This window comes from Afifella sp. YEN Y35, from assembly GCF_047553465.1.
Taxonomy (GTDB): domain Bacteria; phylum Pseudomonadota; class Alphaproteobacteria; order Rhizobiales; family Afifellaceae; genus Afifella; species Afifella aestuarii.
Genome location: NZ_CP180203.1, coordinates 2,181,692 through 2,199,628, shown reverse-complemented (window position 1 = coordinate 2,199,628; position 17,937 = coordinate 2,181,692). Strand labels below are relative to the sequence as shown.

Annotated in this window: 24 protein-coding genes; 16 read left to right on the top strand and 8 right to left on the bottom strand. The window is 64.8% G+C overall.

All coding sequences use genetic code 11. The features are described 5' to 3' along the window. The first annotated feature begins 344 nt into the window (after window positions 1–344). The 8 genes from ACK8CP_RS10510 (at window position 345) to ACK8CP_RS10475 (ending at window position 6,889) form a co-directional block, all read left to right on the top strand. Window positions 345–2,693 (top strand): putative monovalent cation/H+ antiporter subunit A, encoded by a 2,349-nt coding sequence (locus ACK8CP_RS10510; RefSeq protein WP_414831718.1) that lies wholly within the window; start codon window positions 345–347, stop codon window positions 2,691–2,693. Next, window positions 2,690–3,106 carry a Na+/H+ antiporter subunit B gene (locus tag ACK8CP_RS10505; RefSeq protein ID WP_414831717.1) on the top strand — a complete coding sequence of 139 codons (417 nt, stop codon included), beginning with the start codon at window positions 2,690–2,692 and terminating at the stop codon, window positions 3,104–3,106. The genes ACK8CP_RS10510 and ACK8CP_RS10505 overlap by 4 nt, the downstream gene beginning before the upstream one ends. Further along, on the top strand, window positions 3,106–3,483 hold the full coding sequence (locus ACK8CP_RS10500) for a Na+/H+ antiporter subunit C (RefSeq protein ID WP_234630531.1): 378 nt from the start codon (window positions 3,106–3,108) through the stop codon (window positions 3,481–3,483). The genes ACK8CP_RS10505 and ACK8CP_RS10500 overlap by 1 nt, the downstream gene beginning before the upstream one ends. Beyond that, window positions 3,483–5,069 carry a Na+/H+ antiporter subunit D gene (locus ACK8CP_RS10495; RefSeq protein ID WP_414831716.1) on the top strand — a complete coding sequence of 529 codons (1,587 nt, stop codon included), beginning with the start codon at window positions 3,483–3,485 and terminating at the stop codon, window positions 5,067–5,069. Before ACK8CP_RS10500 ends, ACK8CP_RS10495 begins: the two co-directional genes overlap by 1 nt. Continuing rightward, entirely contained in the window at window positions 5,069–5,542 is a 474-nt protein-coding gene (locus tag ACK8CP_RS10490) for a Na+/H+ antiporter subunit E (RefSeq protein WP_092809369.1), read from the top strand. The genes ACK8CP_RS10495 and ACK8CP_RS10490 overlap by 1 nt, the downstream gene beginning before the upstream one ends. Next, window positions 5,539–5,871, top strand: a complete 333-nt coding sequence (locus tag ACK8CP_RS10485) for a cation:proton antiporter (protein WP_234630533.1) — start codon at window positions 5,539–5,541, stop codon at window positions 5,869–5,871. The genes ACK8CP_RS10490 and ACK8CP_RS10485 overlap by 4 nt, the downstream gene beginning before the upstream one ends. Next, the gene (gene mnhG / locus ACK8CP_RS10480) at window positions 5,868–6,233 is read left to right on the top strand and encodes a monovalent cation/H(+) antiporter subunit G (protein WP_234630534.1); all 366 of its coding nucleotides are present in this window, start codon (window positions 5,868–5,870) and stop codon (window positions 6,231–6,233) included. Before ACK8CP_RS10485 ends, mnhG begins: the two co-directional genes overlap by 4 nt. 242 nt (window positions 6,234–6,475) lie before the next feature. Further along, a complete protein-coding gene (locus ACK8CP_RS10475) occupies window positions 6,476–6,889 on the top strand; it encodes a MucR family transcriptional regulator (protein ID WP_092809372.1) in 414 nt (137 codons plus the stop codon). Between the two features lie 143 nt (window positions 6,890–7,032). Here ACK8CP_RS10475 and ACK8CP_RS10470 read toward each other — a convergent pair whose 3' ends face one another. After that, window positions 7,033–7,314, bottom strand: coding sequence for a DUF6477 family protein (locus ACK8CP_RS10470; protein ID WP_414831715.1), 282 nt, complete (start codon window positions 7,312–7,314; stop codon window positions 7,033–7,035). 476 nt (window positions 7,315–7,790) lie between these two features. Between ACK8CP_RS10470 and ACK8CP_RS10465 the strand changes: the two genes are divergently transcribed. Beyond that, the gene (locus ACK8CP_RS10465; protein ID WP_414831714.1) at window positions 7,791–8,012 is read left to right on the top strand and encodes a helix-turn-helix domain-containing protein; all 222 of its coding nucleotides are present in this window, start codon (window positions 7,791–7,793) and stop codon (window positions 8,010–8,012) included. After that, complete coding sequence (locus tag ACK8CP_RS10460) at window positions 8,009–8,827, top strand: DUF6456 domain-containing protein (RefSeq protein WP_414831713.1); 819 nt, start codon at window positions 8,009–8,011, stop codon at window positions 8,825–8,827. Before ACK8CP_RS10465 ends, ACK8CP_RS10460 begins: the two co-directional genes overlap by 4 nt. 60 nt (window positions 8,828–8,887) lie before the next feature. On the opposite strand, the gene ACK8CP_RS10455 is transcribed toward ACK8CP_RS10460, so the two are convergent. Next, complete coding sequence (locus tag ACK8CP_RS10455) at window positions 8,888–9,307, bottom strand: SufE family protein (protein WP_234630538.1); 420 nt, start codon at window positions 9,305–9,307, stop codon at window positions 8,888–8,890. Window positions 9,308–9,591: 284 nt separating this feature from the next. On the opposite strand from ACK8CP_RS10455, the gene ACK8CP_RS10450 reads away from it, so the two are divergent. Beyond that, window positions 9,592–9,975, top strand: coding sequence for a hypothetical protein (locus ACK8CP_RS10450; RefSeq protein WP_234630539.1), 384 nt, complete (start codon window positions 9,592–9,594; stop codon window positions 9,973–9,975). A 124-nt stretch (window positions 9,976–10,099) separates the two neighbouring features. Here ACK8CP_RS10450 and ACK8CP_RS10445 read toward each other — a convergent pair whose 3' ends face one another. Continuing rightward, entirely contained in the window at window positions 10,100–10,396 is a 297-nt protein-coding gene (locus ACK8CP_RS10445; RefSeq protein ID WP_414831712.1) for an AzlD domain-containing protein, read from the bottom strand. After that, window positions 10,393–11,061, bottom strand: a complete 669-nt coding sequence (locus ACK8CP_RS10440) for an AzlC family ABC transporter permease (RefSeq protein WP_414831711.1) — start codon at window positions 11,059–11,061, stop codon at window positions 10,393–10,395. The genes ACK8CP_RS10445 and ACK8CP_RS10440 overlap by 4 nt, the downstream gene beginning before the upstream one ends. 113 nt (window positions 11,062–11,174) lie before the next feature. Between ACK8CP_RS10440 and ACK8CP_RS10435 the strand changes: the two genes are divergently transcribed. Then, window positions 11,175–11,633: an Lrp/AsnC family transcriptional regulator gene (locus ACK8CP_RS10435; protein WP_414831710.1), complete on the top strand. Its 459-nt coding sequence runs from the start codon at window positions 11,175–11,177 to the stop codon at window positions 11,631–11,633. A 67-nt stretch (window positions 11,634–11,700) separates the two neighbouring features. On the opposite strand, the gene ACK8CP_RS10430 is transcribed toward ACK8CP_RS10435, so the two are convergent. Continuing rightward, complete coding sequence (locus ACK8CP_RS10430) at window positions 11,701–12,225, bottom strand: DUF5330 domain-containing protein (protein WP_414831709.1); 525 nt, start codon at window positions 12,223–12,225, stop codon at window positions 11,701–11,703. Window positions 12,226–12,566: 341 nt separating this feature from the next. On the opposite strand from ACK8CP_RS10430, the gene ACK8CP_RS10425 reads away from it, so the two are divergent. The 3 genes from ACK8CP_RS10425 to ACK8CP_RS10415 all read left to right on the top strand — a co-directional run bounded on the left by ACK8CP_RS10425 (window position 12,567) and on the right by ACK8CP_RS10415 (window position 13,900). Further along, window positions 12,567–13,178, top strand: coding sequence for a peptidoglycan-binding domain-containing protein (locus ACK8CP_RS10425; RefSeq protein WP_164879650.1), 612 nt, complete (start codon window positions 12,567–12,569; stop codon window positions 13,176–13,178). A gap of 68 nt (window positions 13,179–13,246) precedes the next feature. Beyond that, a complete protein-coding gene (locus tag ACK8CP_RS10420) occupies window positions 13,247–13,618 on the top strand; it encodes a DUF1491 family protein (protein WP_414831708.1) in 372 nt (123 codons plus the stop codon). Window positions 13,619–13,714: 96 nt separating this feature from the next. Further along, window positions 13,715–13,900, top strand: a complete 186-nt coding sequence (locus tag ACK8CP_RS10415; RefSeq protein WP_414831707.1) for a hypothetical protein — start codon at window positions 13,715–13,717, stop codon at window positions 13,898–13,900. 24 nt (window positions 13,901–13,924) lie between these two features. Here ACK8CP_RS10415 and ACK8CP_RS10410 read toward each other — a convergent pair whose 3' ends face one another. The 3 genes from ACK8CP_RS10410 to ACK8CP_RS10400 are packed head-to-tail and all read right to left on the bottom strand — an operon-like array spanning window position 13,925 to window position 17,266. Beyond that, the gene (locus ACK8CP_RS10410; protein ID WP_414831706.1) at window positions 13,925–14,536 is read right to left on the bottom strand and encodes a hypothetical protein; all 612 of its coding nucleotides are present in this window, start codon (window positions 14,534–14,536) and stop codon (window positions 13,925–13,927) included. Then, entirely contained in the window at window positions 14,533–15,108 is a 576-nt protein-coding gene (locus ACK8CP_RS10405) for a DUF1214 domain-containing protein (protein ID WP_234630545.1), read from the bottom strand. Before ACK8CP_RS10405 ends, ACK8CP_RS10410 begins: the two co-directional genes overlap by 4 nt. 10 nt (window positions 15,109–15,118) lie before the next feature. Further along, entirely contained in the window at window positions 15,119–17,266 is a 2,148-nt protein-coding gene (locus tag ACK8CP_RS10400) for a transglycosylase domain-containing protein (RefSeq protein ID WP_234630546.1), read from the bottom strand. A gap of 136 nt (window positions 17,267–17,402) precedes the next feature. On the opposite strand from ACK8CP_RS10400, the gene ACK8CP_RS10395 reads away from it, so the two are divergent. Further along, window positions 17,403–17,864: a YcgN family cysteine cluster protein gene (locus tag ACK8CP_RS10395; protein ID WP_414831705.1), complete on the top strand. Its 462-nt coding sequence runs from the start codon at window positions 17,403–17,405 to the stop codon at window positions 17,862–17,864. Window positions 17,865–17,937: the final 73 nt, after the last annotated feature.

Sequence of the window (17,937 nt, the reverse complement as noted above, 5' to 3'; positions counted from 1 at the left end):
TCAGTGTTTCTGCCGTCAGGAATGGCTGAAGCTCCGCCAGAAGCGCGATGTCTTGTGCCGTCTCTGCCGTCCGACATACTTGCGATCGCGCGACTTCGACTGTGCTCGAGATCACACTTCTGCGAGGAAATGCGGCGGCGGCTGGACAAGGAAGGCGCCACCCGGTCTTTCTCCTGTCGCGATTTGCCGGAAAGCATGGGTCATGCTTGAAAATCGCCGCTCTCTAAGGATTGCCAGAAGCGCCCAAATGCTTAGCTTGTCCGGCTGAGGCGGCAAAGCTGGCAGCTTGCCCCGCTCTGGATCGCCCGCTATCCGTTCCTGGTCCCTCGAACGTCACCCCGCTGATGCAAGAATCCCAAATCGACTGGACTTACCTCGTCATGGCCGCCCCGTTTCTGGCGGCGTTCGTGGCGCCGCTTTTGAAGCGGCTGTTGGGTTCTGGCGCGTCCTGGATACTGGCGGCGGCACCCGCGGCGATGTTTGTCTATTTCCTTGGCCTGATCGCGCCGATCGCGTCCGGCAGCGTCATCGCCAACGGCTTTGCCTGGGCACCGTCGCTTCAGATCAACTTTTCCTACCGCCTCGACGGGCTGTCGCTGCTGTTTGCGCTTCTCGTCTCGGGCATCGGCACGTTCATCCTGATTTATGCGGGCGCCTATCTCAAAGGCCATGCGCATCAGGGGCGCTTCTTCTCCTTCATCCTCCTCTTCATGGGGGCGATGCAGGGGCTGGTGCTCGCCGACGATTTCATGACGCTCTTCGTCTTCTGGGAGCTGACCTCGATCACCTCCTTCCTGTTGATCGGCTTCGATCACACGCGTGAGGCGGCAAGGCGCGCGGCACTGCAGGCGCTGGTGATCACGGCGGGGGGCGGGCTCTGCCTGCTGGCCGGGCTTTTGATCATGACCGGGCTCGTCGGCGTGCATTCGATGTCGGAGGCGATCGCGCTCGGCTCGAGCTTTGCGGAAAACCCCTATTATCTGCCGGTGCTGATTCTGCTTCTCGGCGGCGCCTTTACGAAATCGGCGCAGTTTCCGTTCCATTCCTGGCTCGCCAACGCCATGGAGGCGCCGACGCCGGTCTCGGCCTATCTGCATTCGGCGACGATGGTGAAGGCGGGCGTCTATCTGCTTCTGCGCGTCCATCCCTTCATGGGCGAGACCGCGCTGTGGACGACGATCCTGCCGCTCTTCGGGGGCGCGACGCTTCTCGCCGGCACGCTTCTGGCGCTCCGCCAGACCGATCTGAAACTCATCCTCGCCTATACGACGGTCGCCTCGCTCGGCCTTCTCGTCATGCTGACGGGGACGAGCAACGAGACGGCGATTTTGGGCGCGCTCGTCTATCTTCTCGCCCATTCGCTCTTCAAGGGCGGCCTCTTCATGATGGCGGGCTCGGTCGACCATGAGGCGGGCACGCGCGATCTGCGCGAGCTCGGCGGTCTCGGGCTCAAAATGCCGGTCACCTTTCTTTCGGGCCTCGTTCTCGCCTGGGCGATGGGCGGGCTTTTCGTGACGCTCGGCTTCTTCGCCAAGGAGGCGATGTATGAAGGGCTTCTGCACGGAGAGGGCACGACGCCCGTAACGCTTGGCGTCGCCGTCCTCGGCAACGGTCTCATGTTCGCGGCCGCCTTCGCCGTCGGATTGCTGCCTTTCATCGGCAAGCGGCCCGAAAACCTTTCCGGCGCGCATGAAGGCCCGATCGGGTTGTGGATCGGCCCGCTCGTCCTCGCCTGTCTCAGCGTCGCCGGCATCGTCTTTGCGGCCTTCACGCAAGAGGCGCTGATCGGCCCGACGCTTGCCGCCGTCGCCGGGGCAAAGCCCAATCCGGATCTCTCCTACGCCATCCACGTGAACGAGGCTTTTGCCGCCTCCGGCGTCACCTGGGCGATCGGCATCCTGGCGCTTCTCGCCCTGCGGCCGGTGCGGTGCGGGCTCGCGGCGATCCTCGATGCGATCGGCTGGGGTCCCGACCGGGGCTTCGACCAGCTCGTGAACGGGCTCACGACCGGCTCGGCCGCGGTGACGCGCTTCATCCAGAACGGCGATCTGGAACGCTATCTTTCCATCACCTTCACGGTGCTGGCGCTCGTCCTGGTCGTGCCGCTTCTGGTCTTCGGCGAATGGCCGCATGCGCCTGAGACCTTCGCGCTCGCGCCGCATGAATGGGCGGTGATGGGGCTTGCGGCCGTCGGTCTCGTCGCCGTCATCGTGGCGGAGAACCGGCTGACGGCGATCGTCTCCCTCGGCATCCAGGGCTTTGCCGTGGCGCTGATCTATATGCTCTTCGGCGCGCCGGATCTCTCCTTCACGCAATTCATGGTGGAGACGCTTTCGGTCGTCATCCTGGCGCTCGTGATGACGCGCCTGTCGCTGATGACGGCCGACCGGCGCAATTATTTCCAGCGCGCCAAGGACGGAACGATCGCGCTCGCCTGCGGCATCGGCACGGCGGCCTTGCTGATCGCCGTGACGAACCAGCCCTTCGATTCGCGCCTGTCGGATTTCTTTGCAGAGCATTCGCGAACCATCGCCCATGGCCGCAACATCGTGAACGTCATCATCGTCGACTTCCGTGGTCTCGATACTTTGGGTGAGATCGCGGTCGTCATGATCACCGGTCTCGCCATTCTCGCTCTGCTGCGCTTCCCGGCGCCGTGGCGTCAGACGAGAGCCGTGGAGGAAGAGAAGTGAGCACCGTCATCTTTCGCGCGATCGCGCCTTATCTCACGGCCTTGATGGTGCTGTTTTCGGTCTTCGTGCTCTTGCGCGGCCACAACAATCCGGGCGGCGGCTTCATCGGCGGGCTGATCGCGGCTTCCGCCTTCGCGATTTACGGCATCGCCTATGGCGTGCCGCCGGTGCGCCGGGCCCTGCGCTTTCATCCGATGGGGATCGCCGCTTTCGGGCTCGTCGTGGCGACCCTCGCCGGGGTGCCGTCGCTTCTCGGCGGCAAGCCGTTTTTGACGGTACTGTGGGCCTATCCGAAGATCTTCGGCATGGAGGTCGCCGTCTCCACGGCGACGTTCTTCGATATCGGCGTCTATCTCGTCGTTCTCGGGACCATCACCTCCGTGGCGCTGTCGCTGGAAGAAAGGGAGCGCTGATGGAAGGCCCGCTCGCGCTTCTCGTCGGCTGCTTCTTCGCATCCGCCGTTTATCTGATGCTGTCGGATTCCCTGATCCGCATCCTGCTCGGCGTGACCATCCTCTCGAACGCCGTCAATCTTCTGATTTTCACGGCCGGGCGGATCGTCAAGGAAGTGCCGCCGATCATTCCCGAAGAGGCGATGGTGCCGCCGTTTGCGACCGCCAATCCGCTGCCGCAGGCGCTGATTTTGACGGCGATCGTCATCTCGTTCTCGTTCTTCGCCTTCCTGCTGGTTCTGGTGTTCCGCGCCTATCAGGGGCTCGGCACGGACAAGACCGGGAAGATGCATATGGCCGAGCAGCCGGGTGATCCGGTTCCGCCCAGGGGCTATTGATGGCAGAGAGTGCAGGCCATGCAGCGGTGGACGTCGCGTCCGCCATGGTGACGGTGCCGATCGCGCCCTTGGACGCGATCATCGTCGCGCCGACTTTGATCACCCTTCTTTTCGGATCCGTCCTTTTAATGGCGCGCAAGCGCCCGGAAACGCAGGCGCCGCTCGGCATTGCGGGGCTCCTGTTTTTGACGGCGGCGACGGCCGGCATTCTGGCGCGCGTCGTGACCGGCGGGCCGCTCACCATGACCATGGGCAGCTGGCTGCCGCCCTTCGGCATCACCTTTGCCGTCGATGCGCTCGGTGCCTCCTTCGCCTTCGTGTCGTCGGTGGTGGCGCTCGTCGTCGGTGTTTTCGCAAGCCGCGGCCTGCGGCGCGTGGAGAGCCGCTACGGGTTCTATCCCTTTCTGCTGCTGATGATGACGGGCGTGTGCAACGCCTTCCTCACCGGCGACATCTTCAATCTCTATGTCTGGTTCGAAGTGATGCTGATCGCCTCCTTCGGCCTGATCGTCCTCGGCAATTCCAAAGAGCAGCTCGACGGCGCGGTGCGCTATGCCGTCCTCAATCTTCTGGCTGCGGCCTTCTTCCTGACGGCGACCGGCTATCTCTATGGGGCCCTCGGCACGCTCAACATGGCCGAGATCGCGATCAAGCTGCGCGAAGGCGTGCCCGGAATGCCGATCAACACGATCACGGCGCTTTATATTCTGGGCTTCGGCATGAAGGCGGCGGCGTTTCCGGTCGCCTTCTGGCTGCCGGCCTCCTATCACACGCCGTCTCCTTCCGCGGGCGCCGTCTTTGCCGGGCTTTTGACCAAGGTCGGCGCCTATGCGCTGTTGCGCACGCTGATCATGCTGATGCCCTCGGAAGAGGCGCTCTACGACACGTTTCTGACGGCGCTCGCCATCGGCACGATGCTTCTCGGCTCGCTCGGTGCGATGGCGCATTCCGATTTCCGGCGCATCCTCGGCTATCTCGTCATCTCCGGCATCGGCGTGATCCTGGCGGGGCTGGCGATCGGCACGGCGGAGGGGCTGTCGGGCGGCATCTTCTATGCCTTCCATTCGATGATCGTCATGTCGGCGCTCTATCTCGCCTCCGGGCTCGTCGGCCAGCTCGGCGGCAGCCAGGACCTGCGCAAGCTCGGCGGGCTCTACGGCGCGAGCCCGCTTCTGGCCGGGCTGACGCTGACCCTCGTCTTTTCCGTCTCCGCGCTGCCGCCGTTTTCCGGCTTCTGGGCGAAGATCCTGGTGACCGAAGCGGCGATGGTGGACGGGCGCTGGTGGCTCGCCGGCATCGTGCTCGGCACGGGCCTTCTCAACGCCCTCGCTTCGGGGCGCGCCTTCACGCAGATCTTCTGGCGCGGCGGACCGGTGGGGACGCCGGACGGCGCGGAAAAGAGCGTGCCCGGCGAGATCGTCGCTGAAGACCGGGCGGTGCTCTTCGGCTCGCTTGGCGCTCTCACCTTGATGAGCCTCGTCATCGGCCTGTGGCCCGCGCCGCTGATGCGGCTTGCGGAAGCCGGTGCGGCCGGGCTTCTTGATCCGACCCTTTATATTCGCGCGGTGTTTGGAGGCGCTTCCTGATGGTGCTGTTTCCCGTCAACGTGCTTCTGGCACTCGCCTGGGCGTCGATCACCGGCAGCTTCACGCTGCCGAACCTGCTGTTCGGCTTCGTGCTCGGCGCCATCGCGCTGTGGCTCATTCGCGAGCAGATCGGCACGCGCGGCTATATCGGCCGCTCGCTCAGGGTGATCAATCTGTTCTTCCTGTTCATCTACGAACTGGTCATGTCGGCGCTGAAGGTGACCTGGATCGTCCTGCAGCCGAAGATGCCGATTTCGCCCGGACTGATCGCCTATCCGCTCAGGGTGAACCGCGATTTCGAGATCACGTTGCTTGCCAATCTCATCACGCTGACGCCCGGCACCTTGTCGGTCGACGTGTCGGAGGACCGGCGCACGCTTTACATCCATGCTATCGACGTGCCCGACCCCGACCAACTGAAACGCGATATCGCACAAGGCTTTGAGCGAAAGATACTGGAGGCGTTCCGATGAGTGCTACCGAGTTTCTCGAAATCTGTGTCGCGATTTCGCTGGCGCTTCTCGTGCTTTCGTTTGCGCTGATCACCATTCGGATCGTGCGTGGCCCGACTTTTGCGGACCGGGTTCTGGCGCTCGACATGCTGGTGTCCACCGGCATCGGTTTCATTGCCGTGATCGGCGTGAAAACTGGTTTTTATCTTTATATCGACATTGCAATCGCTCTTGGGCTCGTCGGTTTTCTTGCAACCGTAGCGTTTGCCCGCTTCGTGATGCATTGCGGAGACGTGCTCGGAGGCGAATCAGCAATGTGCTACGGCTCCGATTCGGAGAAGCAGCGATGAGCGGCTTTCTCGACGTCTTGGTCGGCGTGATGATTGTGATCGGCGCGCTTTTCGCAGTCGTTGCGAGCGTCGGCCTCTTGCGTTTTCCTGACCTTTACACGCGCATGCACGCGGCCAGCAAAGCGGGAACCTTGGGCTCCGGGCTGATGTTGTTGGCCCTTGCCTTAGAAGCGCCCCATTTAGACATCTTCACTCGCGCCGTGGCAGGTGTGGTGTTCTTCCTTCTCACCGCTCCGGTTTCCGCGCATCTTCTGGCCCGGGCTGCCTACCTCACTGGTGTAAAGCCGGTTCCTGAGACGGAACCCGACGACTATTCGCGGGCTATCGGGGTGACGCGCTCCGATCCGGAAGGCGAGCGCTGAAACAAAGACTGCCATCTTCCGTAAAAGCGGGGTGGCACTTTGTTGGCGAATTCCTATCTTTCCAGGAATGAGCAAGCGAGTGCTGACATATTTTCACACCTTCTTGTTGCGCGCGGTGAAACGCCGCTAAGATTGCTGTGATGTAAGGTTTTTTCTTCTTGTCAGACCGCGCCACCAGCAGTAGCAAGGCGCACTTGATGACTTGCAGTGTGTTGCTGCAAAGGTCACATAGCGAGGATTCAATGGCAGAGGCTATCCAGAACGACAACCTGATCGAGCTCACGGCAGACATCGTATCTGCCTATGTGAGCAACAACACAATTGCGGCTGGCGATATTTCCGGTCTGATCGGCAATATCTATCAGGCGCTGCAGACGACCGCCGATGGCGGCGCTGAGCCTGAGCCGGAGCCGCAGAAGCCGGCTGTTCCGGTCCGTCGCTCGATCAATCCGGACTACATTATTTGTCTGGAAGACGGAAAGAAGTTCAAGTCGCTGAAGCGTCACCTGCGCACGCATTACGACCTGTCTCCGGAAGAGTATCGCGAGAAGTGGGGCCTGCCGGCCGACTATCCGATGGTCGCTCCGAACTATGCAAAAGCCCGCTCGCAGCTTGCCAAGCAGATGGGTCTTGGTCAGAAGCGCGGCCGCCGCTGAACGACGTTTTCTTCCGAACGTGTCAGACGCCGGCCCTTATGCCGGCGTTTTACTTTTCCGGTCGGCGGCTCCCACGCCGGCGCTATGCTTTCCCCGGACGCCGGCTCCCAGGCCGGCGTTTTGCTTTTCCCAGACGCCGGCTTTCATGCCGGCGTTTTGCGTTTCAAGGTCTGGGCCTGGCAGAGCCGCGCAAGCTCGCCGCTTTCGACGTCGAGCGCTGTCTTGAGCGCGATGTGGCGATTGAGATCGTAGCTCCCATGGCCGGCCCGGCCTTTCCTGCGCTCCGCCCGCAGGGCGCATTTGAGACGCGCGACGATGCTGCGCACGCGCTCCGTGTCATTCTTTCCGAGCTCTCCCGGCAGACGATGGATCAACCGCGGCAGGTCGCTGTCGCGGCAATAGGTGCCGGCGCCGCTTTTGGCCAAGCGGGGAGGCGCCGGGTTCTGACGCCGTTGGCGGCGAGTGGGCCTGCCGGCCCCGCCTGAGATTTGGGGATCGTAAAAGCACTGCGCATCGACCATGCCGGGAGCTCCTGAAGCTTTCGTGGCACGATCGCAGGCCCCGGAGCGGCGGGGATAAGTTCGGCGCCTCCCGGCTCGACAAGGTGTGCGGTAAGCTTAAAAACATATCCCCGGTTGCGCTTCTTCGCGGTATAGGAAAGAAATCCTATTATCGGAGGAGGGGCCATGCAGAACCATTTTTACGACGATTTGCGGGGCCGCAGGGGGCTTTTGGGCCATACCAGGGCGAGGGCGGCCGCGCCGTCGCCCGACCCGCCATCGTCAGGGATCGGGGGATCGATGCGGAGAGTTCCGTCTGCCGCTTTGCCGAGGCGGCGCTCGGGGCGGTCTTTCGGGTCGGGCACCATGACCTGCGCAAGGCCGGACGGGGCGTTGCGCGGGTGGCGCAGACGCGGCAGGCGGCGATGTATCTCGTCCATGTCGGCTCCGGCCTGACGCTGACCAAGGTCGGCGCGCATTTCGGCCGCGACCGCACCACCGTCGCCCATGGCTGCCGGATGATCGAGGAACGCCGCGACGAGCCGGTCTTCGACCAGGTGATGGAAAGCCTCGAATTCGCGCTGCGGCGCTGGATGGAGGTTTTTGGCGAGGATGCGAGATGAGCCGCGGGAAGAGACGCGGCGGGGCGCTCGAAAGCCTGATCGAGATGCTGCTGGCCCATGCCGATGCGCGGCTGGTGGAGGCGGATGCGGCGACCTTCTGCTGCGAGGGCGTGCCGGGGCGGCGGCGCGAGATCCCGGCCGCCCTCGTCAAGAAGCTTCTGGCGGCCGGGCTTCTCTGCGAGGCCGGAGAGACGGGGCTTGTCGCGAGCGCGGAAGCCGCGGCATGGCTTCGGCGCATGAAAGCCGGCGAGCCCGCCTTTCTGGCGCAGCACAAATGCCTGGAACGGCAGAAGGGCGGCTCACCCTCGGCGCCCGCGCCGCTGACCGACCTCGACGAGAGCCCGATCGGCCTCCTCGCCCGCAGGGGCGGCGAGGAGGGCGCGCCCTATCTCGGAGCCCCGCTGGTGGCGGCGGCGGAGCGGCTTCGCCGCGATTTCGAGCGCGCGAGCCTGCAGCCGCGCATCACCGCCAATTGGCAGGCCGACCTCAAGGCGCCGAAAGGCTCCCGTCAGCGGGGCGGTCAGGCGGATCTGACGGAGACGGCGATCGCCGCCCGCGCCCGCTTTCATGCCGCCATGGACGCGGTCGGCCCCGAGCTCGCGGGCGTCCTCGTCGATGTCGCCTGTTTCCTCAAAGGTCTGTCGAGCGTGGAGCGCGAGCGCGGCTATCCGGCACGATCGGCGAAGCTCGTCCTGAAACTCGCGCTGCAGGCGCTTGCCCGCCATTACGGCCTAGACGAAGAGGCCGAAGGCAAAGCGTACGTCGCCATGCGCCATTGGGGCGCCGAGGGCTATCGGCCCACGATCGGCGAATGAGAGGACGAAGAGAAGAATGAGAGGACGAAGAGAAAGAAAATGCGCCGCGAGCGGGGGTGGCTATTGTGCGAGCCGGCTCTCCGCGTCGCGGCGGATGCGCTGCAGCATGGCGGAGAGGCCGTTGGAGCGCTGCGCCGTCAGATGTTCGCGCAGGCCCATGCGGGCGAAGACGGCTTCGGCATCGGTCTTCAGGATCTCTTCGGGTGTCGTGCCGGAATAGAGCGCGAGCACGATGGCGATGAGGCCGCGCACGATATGGGCATCGCTGTCGCCGCGGAAGACGAGGACCGCTTCGCCGTCCTTCACCGCGTCTTCGCTGACGAGCCAGACCTGGCTCGCACAGCCGCGGACTTTCGTGGCCTCCGTGCGTTCCTCGGCCGGCATCTCCGGCAAGGCCCGTCCGAGCTCGATCACGTACCGGTAGCGATCCTCCCATTCGTCGAGGAAGGCGAAATCGTCGATGATGGACTGAATGCTCATGAAGGCCTGTCGCGTTCTTGCGTGTCCGCCGGGAGGTGCGCCTCCCGACCGTCGCCGGGCGTCTCAAAAAAGGTGGTGCAAGGCAAAATAGGCATATGAGCCCGGGGCACAAGCGCCGAAGGCCGGATGCGGCCTTGATGCGCGGCCCTGACAAACGGACCCTGACACGCGGCTCTGTTTGCGCGAATGGGCCGCGTTAACGGCAATCCAAAACATGATTACCACTTTGTGAAGTTTTGGCTTATTGTTGAAGCTAAGTTTTACGTTTTGCTGGAGCGAAACCCATGCAAGAGCAGCGCGCCCTCAGACGGCACCATTTGGACAAACGGTCGACCGTCATGTCGCATCGGCTCTATGCCAATTGCCAGGTGCGCAACATCAGCCCGACCGGTGCCTGCATCGAGTTGGACAGCCGGGCCGTTCTGCCCGCGAGCGTGCGCCTGCCGATGCCCAATTGCGGCACCGCCTCGGCGAAGCTGGTCTGGCAGCGCGGCAAGCTCGCCGGTGTCGCGTTCGACCAGCCTTTGAACGGCGATGTACTGACCCAGTACATCGATGCGCGCGCCCCCGTCCGCCAGGAGCGGCAGGTGGCAAGGGATCTCGCCTCGACCATCGGCAAGCCGGCCGCACGCGCGCATCTGCGCCTCATCGATTGCTCGGCCGACTGAGCTTCGCCGAACAGTTCTCGCGCAGCGGCGTGTGGCTGCGCGCCGCTGAACGAATCCGCCCGTTTGAACAGGATTGGCGGGCGGACACCGCATGCTTCGGCCGCAGTGTGAGCCGCGTTGTGCTTCAGCCGATGAGCAGCGCGAGCGCGACATAGGCCGCGAGACCGCCGCCCATTGTCACGACGACGTTGTTGGAGACCCAGGCGATGGCCACGGCCAGCGCCGCGGCGATCCAGGTTGTGGCCTCCGTGCCGGCGAGGGACGTGGCGACGAGCGCGACGACGATCAGGCCCGGCAGATCATCCAGAACGAAAGCGAAGCGGGACTGACGCAGACGGTCGCCGGCGAGGAAGCCGAGAAGGCGCGTCGCGAAGGTGGCGACCGCGAGCCCGGCGATCAACAGCCATTGCGCAGAGCTCATGCCGGCCTCTGACAGAGGCGCAGGAGAGCCGCAAGGGCGAGGCCGGCGAGAGACGCGACGAGGATTGCCGACGCCCGCGAGATCCCTGCCGAGACGAGGCCGATCGCCAGCACGAAGGTCATTCCCCAGGGAAGGAACGCGGCGATGCGTCGGGGCGCCATGCTCCGGGCCATCGCAATGAACGCCGCGGTGAAGGCGAAGCCGAGCCCGGCCGCATCGAGGTCGGGCAGGATGGCGCCGATCTGCGCGCCGAGCGCCGTCGATGCAAACCAGGTGACGAACATGACGCTGCCCGCCCCGAGGAGGAAGAGTGCGCCGATGCTCGGATCCTTGCCGCGCTCCGACAGGGTGAGCGCCCAGTTCTCATCGGAGGTGAGGTGCAGGGCGAGGAGACGCCGCCATGGCGGCAGGCGGGCCAGGATGCCGGCGAGCGAAGCCGTGATCCCGAGATAGCGCAGGTTCATGATCGCGCCCGCGACGATCGCTCCGCCGAGGCCGCTTCCCGCCGAGAACTGATCGACGGCGACGATCTGCGACGATCCCGCGTGAACGCCGGCACTCATGAGCCCGACGCCCCACCAGGGAAAGCCTGCCTGAGCCGCCAGGACCCCGAAGGCGAGGCCGTAAAGTGCGGCACCGACGGCGAGCGGTAGGATGGAGAGCATGCCTCGTTTCACGCCATCCGTTTATCCGTCCGGGGCGAGACGATGAATGCGCCTGTTGCGCTTTCGGTGATATGATCAGCGCATAATAGGCAAACTCTCGAGTGAAAAAGATCATGGATGACAAGGATCGTGCGCTGCTTGTCGAACTGCAGCGCAATGCCCGGCTGCCGATCGCCGAACTGGCCGATCGGGCGGGGCTTTCGAACGCATCCGTTCAGCGGCGATTGAAGGCGTTGCGCGAGGAGGGCGTGATCCAAAACGAGGTGGCGCTGCTCGACCGGCAGAAGCTCGGTCTCGGAGTGACCGCCGTGATTTTAGTCGACCTGGAGCGCGACCGGCTCGACCAGATCGACGCCTTCAAGCGCAAGGCGCGCGCCGAACCGCAGGTTCTGCATCTCTACTGTATCGCCGGCGAGATGGATTTCGTGATGATCGCCGTTGCGCGCGACATGGCCGATTACGAGGCCCTGACGCACCGGCTCTTCTTCGCCGATGCCAATGTCCGCAAGTTCCGAACCTCCATCGTGGTCTCGACGGAAAAGGCGAGCTCGGAATATCCGATTCTGTCGTGAGGAGGCGGGCGCGGCGTCAGTGGCCCTTCGCTGACGACGGGCGCTCCGGCTGTGCGCCGGTCGCGCTCTAGAGAAGGCGCGGGCGGGGCTGCGGCAGGTCGATCTCCACGTGCCTGGCGCTCGGGGAGCCGTCGTCGCTCGAGGCGGATTGCGAGCCGTCGAGCCGCGCTTCGTCTGTTTCTCGGGTTTGAGCGTCGATGCCGTCCTCTGCCCGCTCCGACACGGGCAGGCGCGCGCTCGCCGGGATGGCCTCGATCGGGGGCGCGCCCCGGCCGCTCCACGGCACGGAAAGGTCGCTTGCGCTGAGGCTGCCGTGATCGACGTCGCCCTCATCGTTGCCGCCGGTGCTGGCGGAGAGGGCGGCGGAGGCCATGTCGCGCCCGGTGGCGATCTTGCGGCCGAGGAGGGTGAAGGTCTCGCGACTCGTGGCGCAGGCCTCCGGATGCCGATCGCACACGCCGCTCACATCCTTGGCGAGAACCTGGAAGGCGAGGGCGGATTCCAAAAGGGTGACGCGCGGCGGCGGACCGCCATCGGGCGACGGAGGCAGAACCAAGATCAGTGCCGTCAACCAGAAGATTGATCGGAACAAGAACATAACCTTACCCTGTTTGCGGATTCTTCCGATCCAGCGCCGCGAAGGAACCATGAAGGCTCCAAAATCGCGTTCATCCGATATCTACAATTCGACGCAAATCCGGCTCATTCCAGGCACTAAGGGGCTATTTCCTCGAGCTGTTCCCGAAAGCTTGCTGGGGTGGTTAATACATGCTTTGTGCCGGCGATCGGCGCGACCGCCGGCCGCGGTTTGGCAGAGTTCAAGTTTCCTTAAGCCAAAGCGGCGAAGTTGAGGCACGACAAGCCGGTCTGAAGGAGGCCGGTCGACGATGGGGTTGGTGTGTGAGTGTGATGGCCTCCGAGGCGGATCGACCGATGTCCCGGACGACGAGCCGGGCTGCAGGCGGACGCCGGAAGCGACAGACGCGGGGTGACAAGACCGCGGCGGCGAAGCCGGCAGCGACGAAGGCGGCCTCAGCCCTCGGCGAGCGGAGCCGGCTCGGCCTCGTCCTGCGCCATGGCCCGGCGGCTGCGCTCGGGCTGCTGGCCGTCGCCGCCATCGTCAATGCGCTCGTCCTTCAGCATGGACGCCATCCCGATCCGCTCTTTGCCACGCGGGAGAGAGAGCCCGTCTCGACGCTCCAGGCGGGGGAGAAGGGCGATCTCGAAATGATCATCCGCACCGGCCTCGTCGTGCCGCGCGAACGCCCGGATGCGGTCGGGGCCGCAGAGACGGCCGTCTCTGCCGAGACTTCCTCGGAACGCCCCGCTTCGGGCTCGGCCCCCGACCCGGTCGTCTTCGCCGTGCAGCAGGCGCTTGCCGATACGGCCTATGGCCCGGTGACGGCAGACGGTCTCAAGGGCCATGAAACGACCGAGGCACTGAGGCGCTTCCAGCTCGATCAGGGGCTCAAGGTGAACGGCGAGATCGATCGCGAGACGCTCGACCGGCTGGCCGCGATCGGCGCCATGCCGGACAATCCGTAAGCCCGTGTTTCCGCTCATGTGGTTTCGGGCCGGCTGCGAAGCTGGACCCTCACGGCCATGGTGAGCCCATGGTGAGATTGCGCACCGACATCTTCGTCCAGGCGTTGATTCGCCGTGTCTCGGCCACGGGAGCCTTTGCCACCGTAGCGCGCAAAGGCGCGCTCGAAGCTGGCACGCTCTTCATCATCGTCGACCGTCTCGACGGACGTCTCGATCTCTATGGTCCTGCACCACAAAGCTTTTTTATGGATGAGACGGAGATGCCGGCCGATCGTTTCTTCATACCACTTGTGCGCGAGGGCGAACGCGGCAAGATTGAGGAAAGGTTGGTGAGCGAAAGCCGTTTCGATCCTGACTTATGGGTGGTGGAGATTGAGGATCGGGAAGGACGTTCCTTCGTCGCGGTGGCAGACAGCGACGCTTCGTCGGGGCGGCCGTAACCCAGAATCGCTTTATCCCCGTTCAGCAGTTGTTAACCATACTGCGGCGACAGTGGGTTCGCCGGATCAACGGACGGCCCTTCTGAGGAGGTGGATATGGCCGAAATCCTGAACTTTCCGACGCTGAGCGAAAGCCAGGCGCGCAAGCCTGCATATAGCGGCCCGTGCCAGATTCTGATGTTTACCGGAGTGCGGGTGGAATACCGCGACGAGCCGGGCAGCGTGGCGCTTTCGCGTCGGGCGCGGGCGGCGACGAAGCCGAAGAAGCGCCGCGCAAGCTAAGACAATTGTGGCGGCGCCTGCGTTTCAGCCGGCCGGCTCAAGCGGGGCCGGCACGCATTCCGCCGCCTTGAGATGTTCGATCGCGACCTGGCGTTCGCGCGGGGTCGGCGCATAGAAACGCACGAGCGCGATGAGATCGGGCTGTGCCGCTTCCACGACGATGGTCTCATCGAGGGCTGCGGACGTGCTTTCCTTCAACTGAGCATTCTGAATCGGATCGACGATCAACATGTCGAGCCGTCCGTCGATCGCCGTGCGGTCGTTGACGGAAAAGAGGACAGTGCCGCGCCGCTGGTAGAGCGCCAGCGACCAGAAACTGTTCGGCCCCGAAAAGGACAGAGACGCCGGCGCATCTTTCAGCGAGATGCGGCAGGCGCCGTGCACGAAAAGCGGATCGAGCCCGGCGATCGCCGGCCCCTTGCCGTCGGGCGGCAGGAGCGTGAAGCCGGCTTCCGTCGTGACGGCGGCAAGCTTCGACCAGCCGTCGCTCGAGGCGAGCCGCGGCACCAGGAAAATCACCACGATATGGATCGAGGCGGCGAGCAGGACAATCGCGAGCAGCCAGGCGAGTAGGCCGCCGAAGAAGCCGGCCGGGATGAGCCGCCGACGGCGGCCGATGCGCTCCTCGTAGATCATCGGCAGCCCTTCGGAGTGATCGCCGGAACGGTGAATTGCGTGAGCGCCGTCACCGTGCGGGCCGTGGTGTCGTAGAGGCGCGCGGCGAGCCGGATCTGACCGGCGCCTTCAGAGGAGAGCCAGTTGCCCGGCTGCGGATCGGGCGCCAGAGTGATGGTGAAGGTGCCGTCCGCCTTGCGCACGATCTCGTCGCTGCCGAGCGCCCGGCCACCGCGTTCCGCCGGCGGCAGATGTCCGCCCGCAGCGGTTTCCACGGCCATCGTCCAAAGCCGGGCCGCCGGCATCTGGCCGGAGATTTCGTAGCTGCAGGCGCCGTTGAGATCGCCGCCCGTATCGTCGGAGCGGGCAAGGAGTTTCAGGCCTTCGCTCGGGCCGAGCGCGAGCTCGCCGGTGCGTGCAAGGCGGGCGCGCGAATAGGGATCCTCGTCCTCCGTGCCGGCGCGCGGCCAGCCCTTCCAGGCACCGCTTTCGATCGTGTCGATCGGCGTGAGGTCGCGCAGGCTCAAAAAGGCACTGCCGACGCCCAGGACGAAGGCGATGGCGACGCCGAGAATGATGACGAGGGCACGCAAGGCAGCGGGCCTATCGCGTGGCCGTGCCGCCAGACGCGGCGGCGGAAGCCTCGCGCTTCAAGGCGGGAGCTGCGATCTCGGCGGTTTTGGCGCGCTCTTCCAGACGATCGAGAATGTCTTCCGTCGGCGGGGCGAGGCGGCCCGAGCCCAGAAGCTCGCCGCCCTCCGGCAGGCCCTCCGCGACCGGCACCTCGTCTTCCGCAGGCGGCGGCAGCGGGATGCCCGGAAGCGGCCGATGCTCGATATTGGCTTCCGCGACGCGCATGTATTTCTGCCAGGTCATGGCGGGCAGCGTGCCGCCGGTGAGACGGTTGGTGCTCTTGAAATTGTCGTTGCCGAGCCAGACGGCGGTGGAGAAATCGCCCGTATAGCCGACGAACCAGGCGTCGCGATAAGCCTGGGTCGTGCCGGTCTTGCCGGCGACGGAGACGCCCGGAATGAGGGCGCGGCGGCCGGTGCCGTGCTCGGCGACGCTGTGCATCATCTTGACCATGCCGAGGGCGACCTCTTCCGACAGAACACGTTTGGGCGGTCCGTTGGCGCGGTTGAAATCATAAAGCACCTCGCCCTCGGGATTGAGGATGCGTGCGACGCCGTGCGGGCGGGCGCGAAAGCCGCCGGAGGCGAAGGCGGCATAACCCGTCGCCTGGTCGAGCACCGTCACCTCCGACGTGCCGAGCGGCAGGGAGCGGGTGACGCGGATCGGGGTCTGGACGCCGAGACGTTCCGCCATTTCCGCGATCGGCTGGCGGCCGAAGGCGATCGAAAGGCGCACCGGGATGGTGTTGATGGAATGGGTGAGGCCCTGCATCAAGGTGATGCGGCCGCGGTAACGGCGCGAATAGTTCTGCGGCGACCAATTGCCGATGGAGACCGGCGCGTCGAGGATGACGCTGTCGGGCGTATATCCGCGTTCGAGCGCGGCGGCATAGGTGTAGGGCTTGAAGGAGGAGCCCGGCTGGCGCTGTGCATTGGTGGCGCGGTTGAAGGTGGAGGCGCCGTAATCGCGCCCGCCCACCATGGCGCGCACGGCGCCGGACAGATCCATGGAGACGAGCGCCGCCTGTTTGACGCCATAGGCATCGCCCGATTCCCGCAGCGAGGATTCCACCGCGAGCTCGGCCGCGCGCTGCAGGCGCATGTCGATCGTGGTGCGCACGATGAGATTGCGCTGGCCCGGAGGGGCGAGGCGCTTCACCTCCTCAAACACCCAGTCGAGGAAATAATCGGGCGAGGGCGTCGCCTCGCGCGAGACCGGCGTCGCCGGATGGCGCCTCGCGCTGATCACCTGGCCCTCGGTCATGAAGCCGGCCTGGACCATATTGGTCAAAACCTCGTTGGCGCGTCCGCGCGCCGCCGGCAGGTTGATATGGGGGGCATAGCGCGTCGGCGCCTTGAAGAGGCCGGCGAGCATCGCCGATTCTTCGAGCCGGAGATCGGTGACGGGCTTCCCGAAATAGAACTCCGCCGCCGCCCCGACGCCGAAGGCGCCGCCGCCCATATAGGCGCGGTCGAGATAGAGCTTCAGGATCTCGCGCTTCGTCAGATTGGCTTCCAGCCACAGGGCGAGGAAGGCTTCCTTGATCTTGCGGTCGAGCGTGCGCTCGTTGGACAGAAAGACGTTCTTGGCGAGCTGCTGGGTGATCGACGAGCCGCCCTGGACGACGCCGCCGGCACGGGCATTTTCCACAAGCGCGCGCAAGGTGCCGATGACATCGATGCCGAAATGCTCGAAGAAGCGCCGGTCCTCGGTCGCCAGCACGGCCTGGATGAGATGGTCGGGCAACTGGTCGAGGGAGAACTGCACCTCCTGCAGGACGCCGCGCTTGCCGATCTCGTTGCCGTAGCGGTCGAGCATGGTGACGGAATAATCGGACTGGGCGCGCCAGTCGCGCTTGACCGCGTCGAAGGCGGGGATGGCGAGCGCCAGCATGACGATGAGGCCGGCGCAGCCGAGGGTGACGCTCTCCGACAGGAGCTCGAAGACGGGCCGCTTCCAGCCGGTGGCGTGGAAACGGCGAAAGAACAGAATGGTGCGCTCCCAGGCCATGCCGGAGCTTTGGCCGAGCTCGAAGAAGAAGGTGTCGATCGCGGAATCGATCTCCAGCGCACGCAGCCAGTGCGGAAGCTTCTTCTTCGGTGTAAACGGATCGCGCATCGGGTGTTTTCACAAGAGGCTCGGCCGCGAGCCTTGTCAGGCACGGTTCTAGCACGATTTGGGTCTTTGATAAGTGGCGGCAGGGCCTTGCCGCCGATCGGCAAGGAAGCGGTGCGCGATGGTCACAGGAGCAGGGATGCTCGAAAAAGAGCCGTTCTGGCGCAAGAAGGCGCTCGAAGAACTCACTGACAAGGAGTGGGAGGCATTGTGCGACGGCTGCGGCCGCTGCTGCCTCAACAAGCTCCAGGATTACGACACGGGCGAGATCTCGTGGACGAATGTCGCCTGCCGTCTCTACGATGAAGACGCCTGCCGCTGCCGCGATTACGAGAACCGCATCGAGACCGTGCCCGACTGCCTGCCGCTGTCGCCGGAGGCGGTGCGCGAGATTTCCTGGCTGCCGCCCTCCTGCGCCTATCGCCTCGTCGCGGAAGGCCGCGATCTCTATTGGTGGCACCATCTCGTCTCCGGATCGCGCGAGACCGTGCACGAGGCGGGGATTTCGACGCGTGGGCGCACGGTGTCGGAGAGGGACGTGCCGATCGAAGACTGGGAAGATTTTCTTGTCGAATGGCCCGTCGAGGAACCGGCGCGGTAGACGCGGGAACGCGCCCTGCGCGCATTTTTCGGCAGTGAGGCGGCGTTCTTCGGGCTGAAGTTGAAAAGCGGCC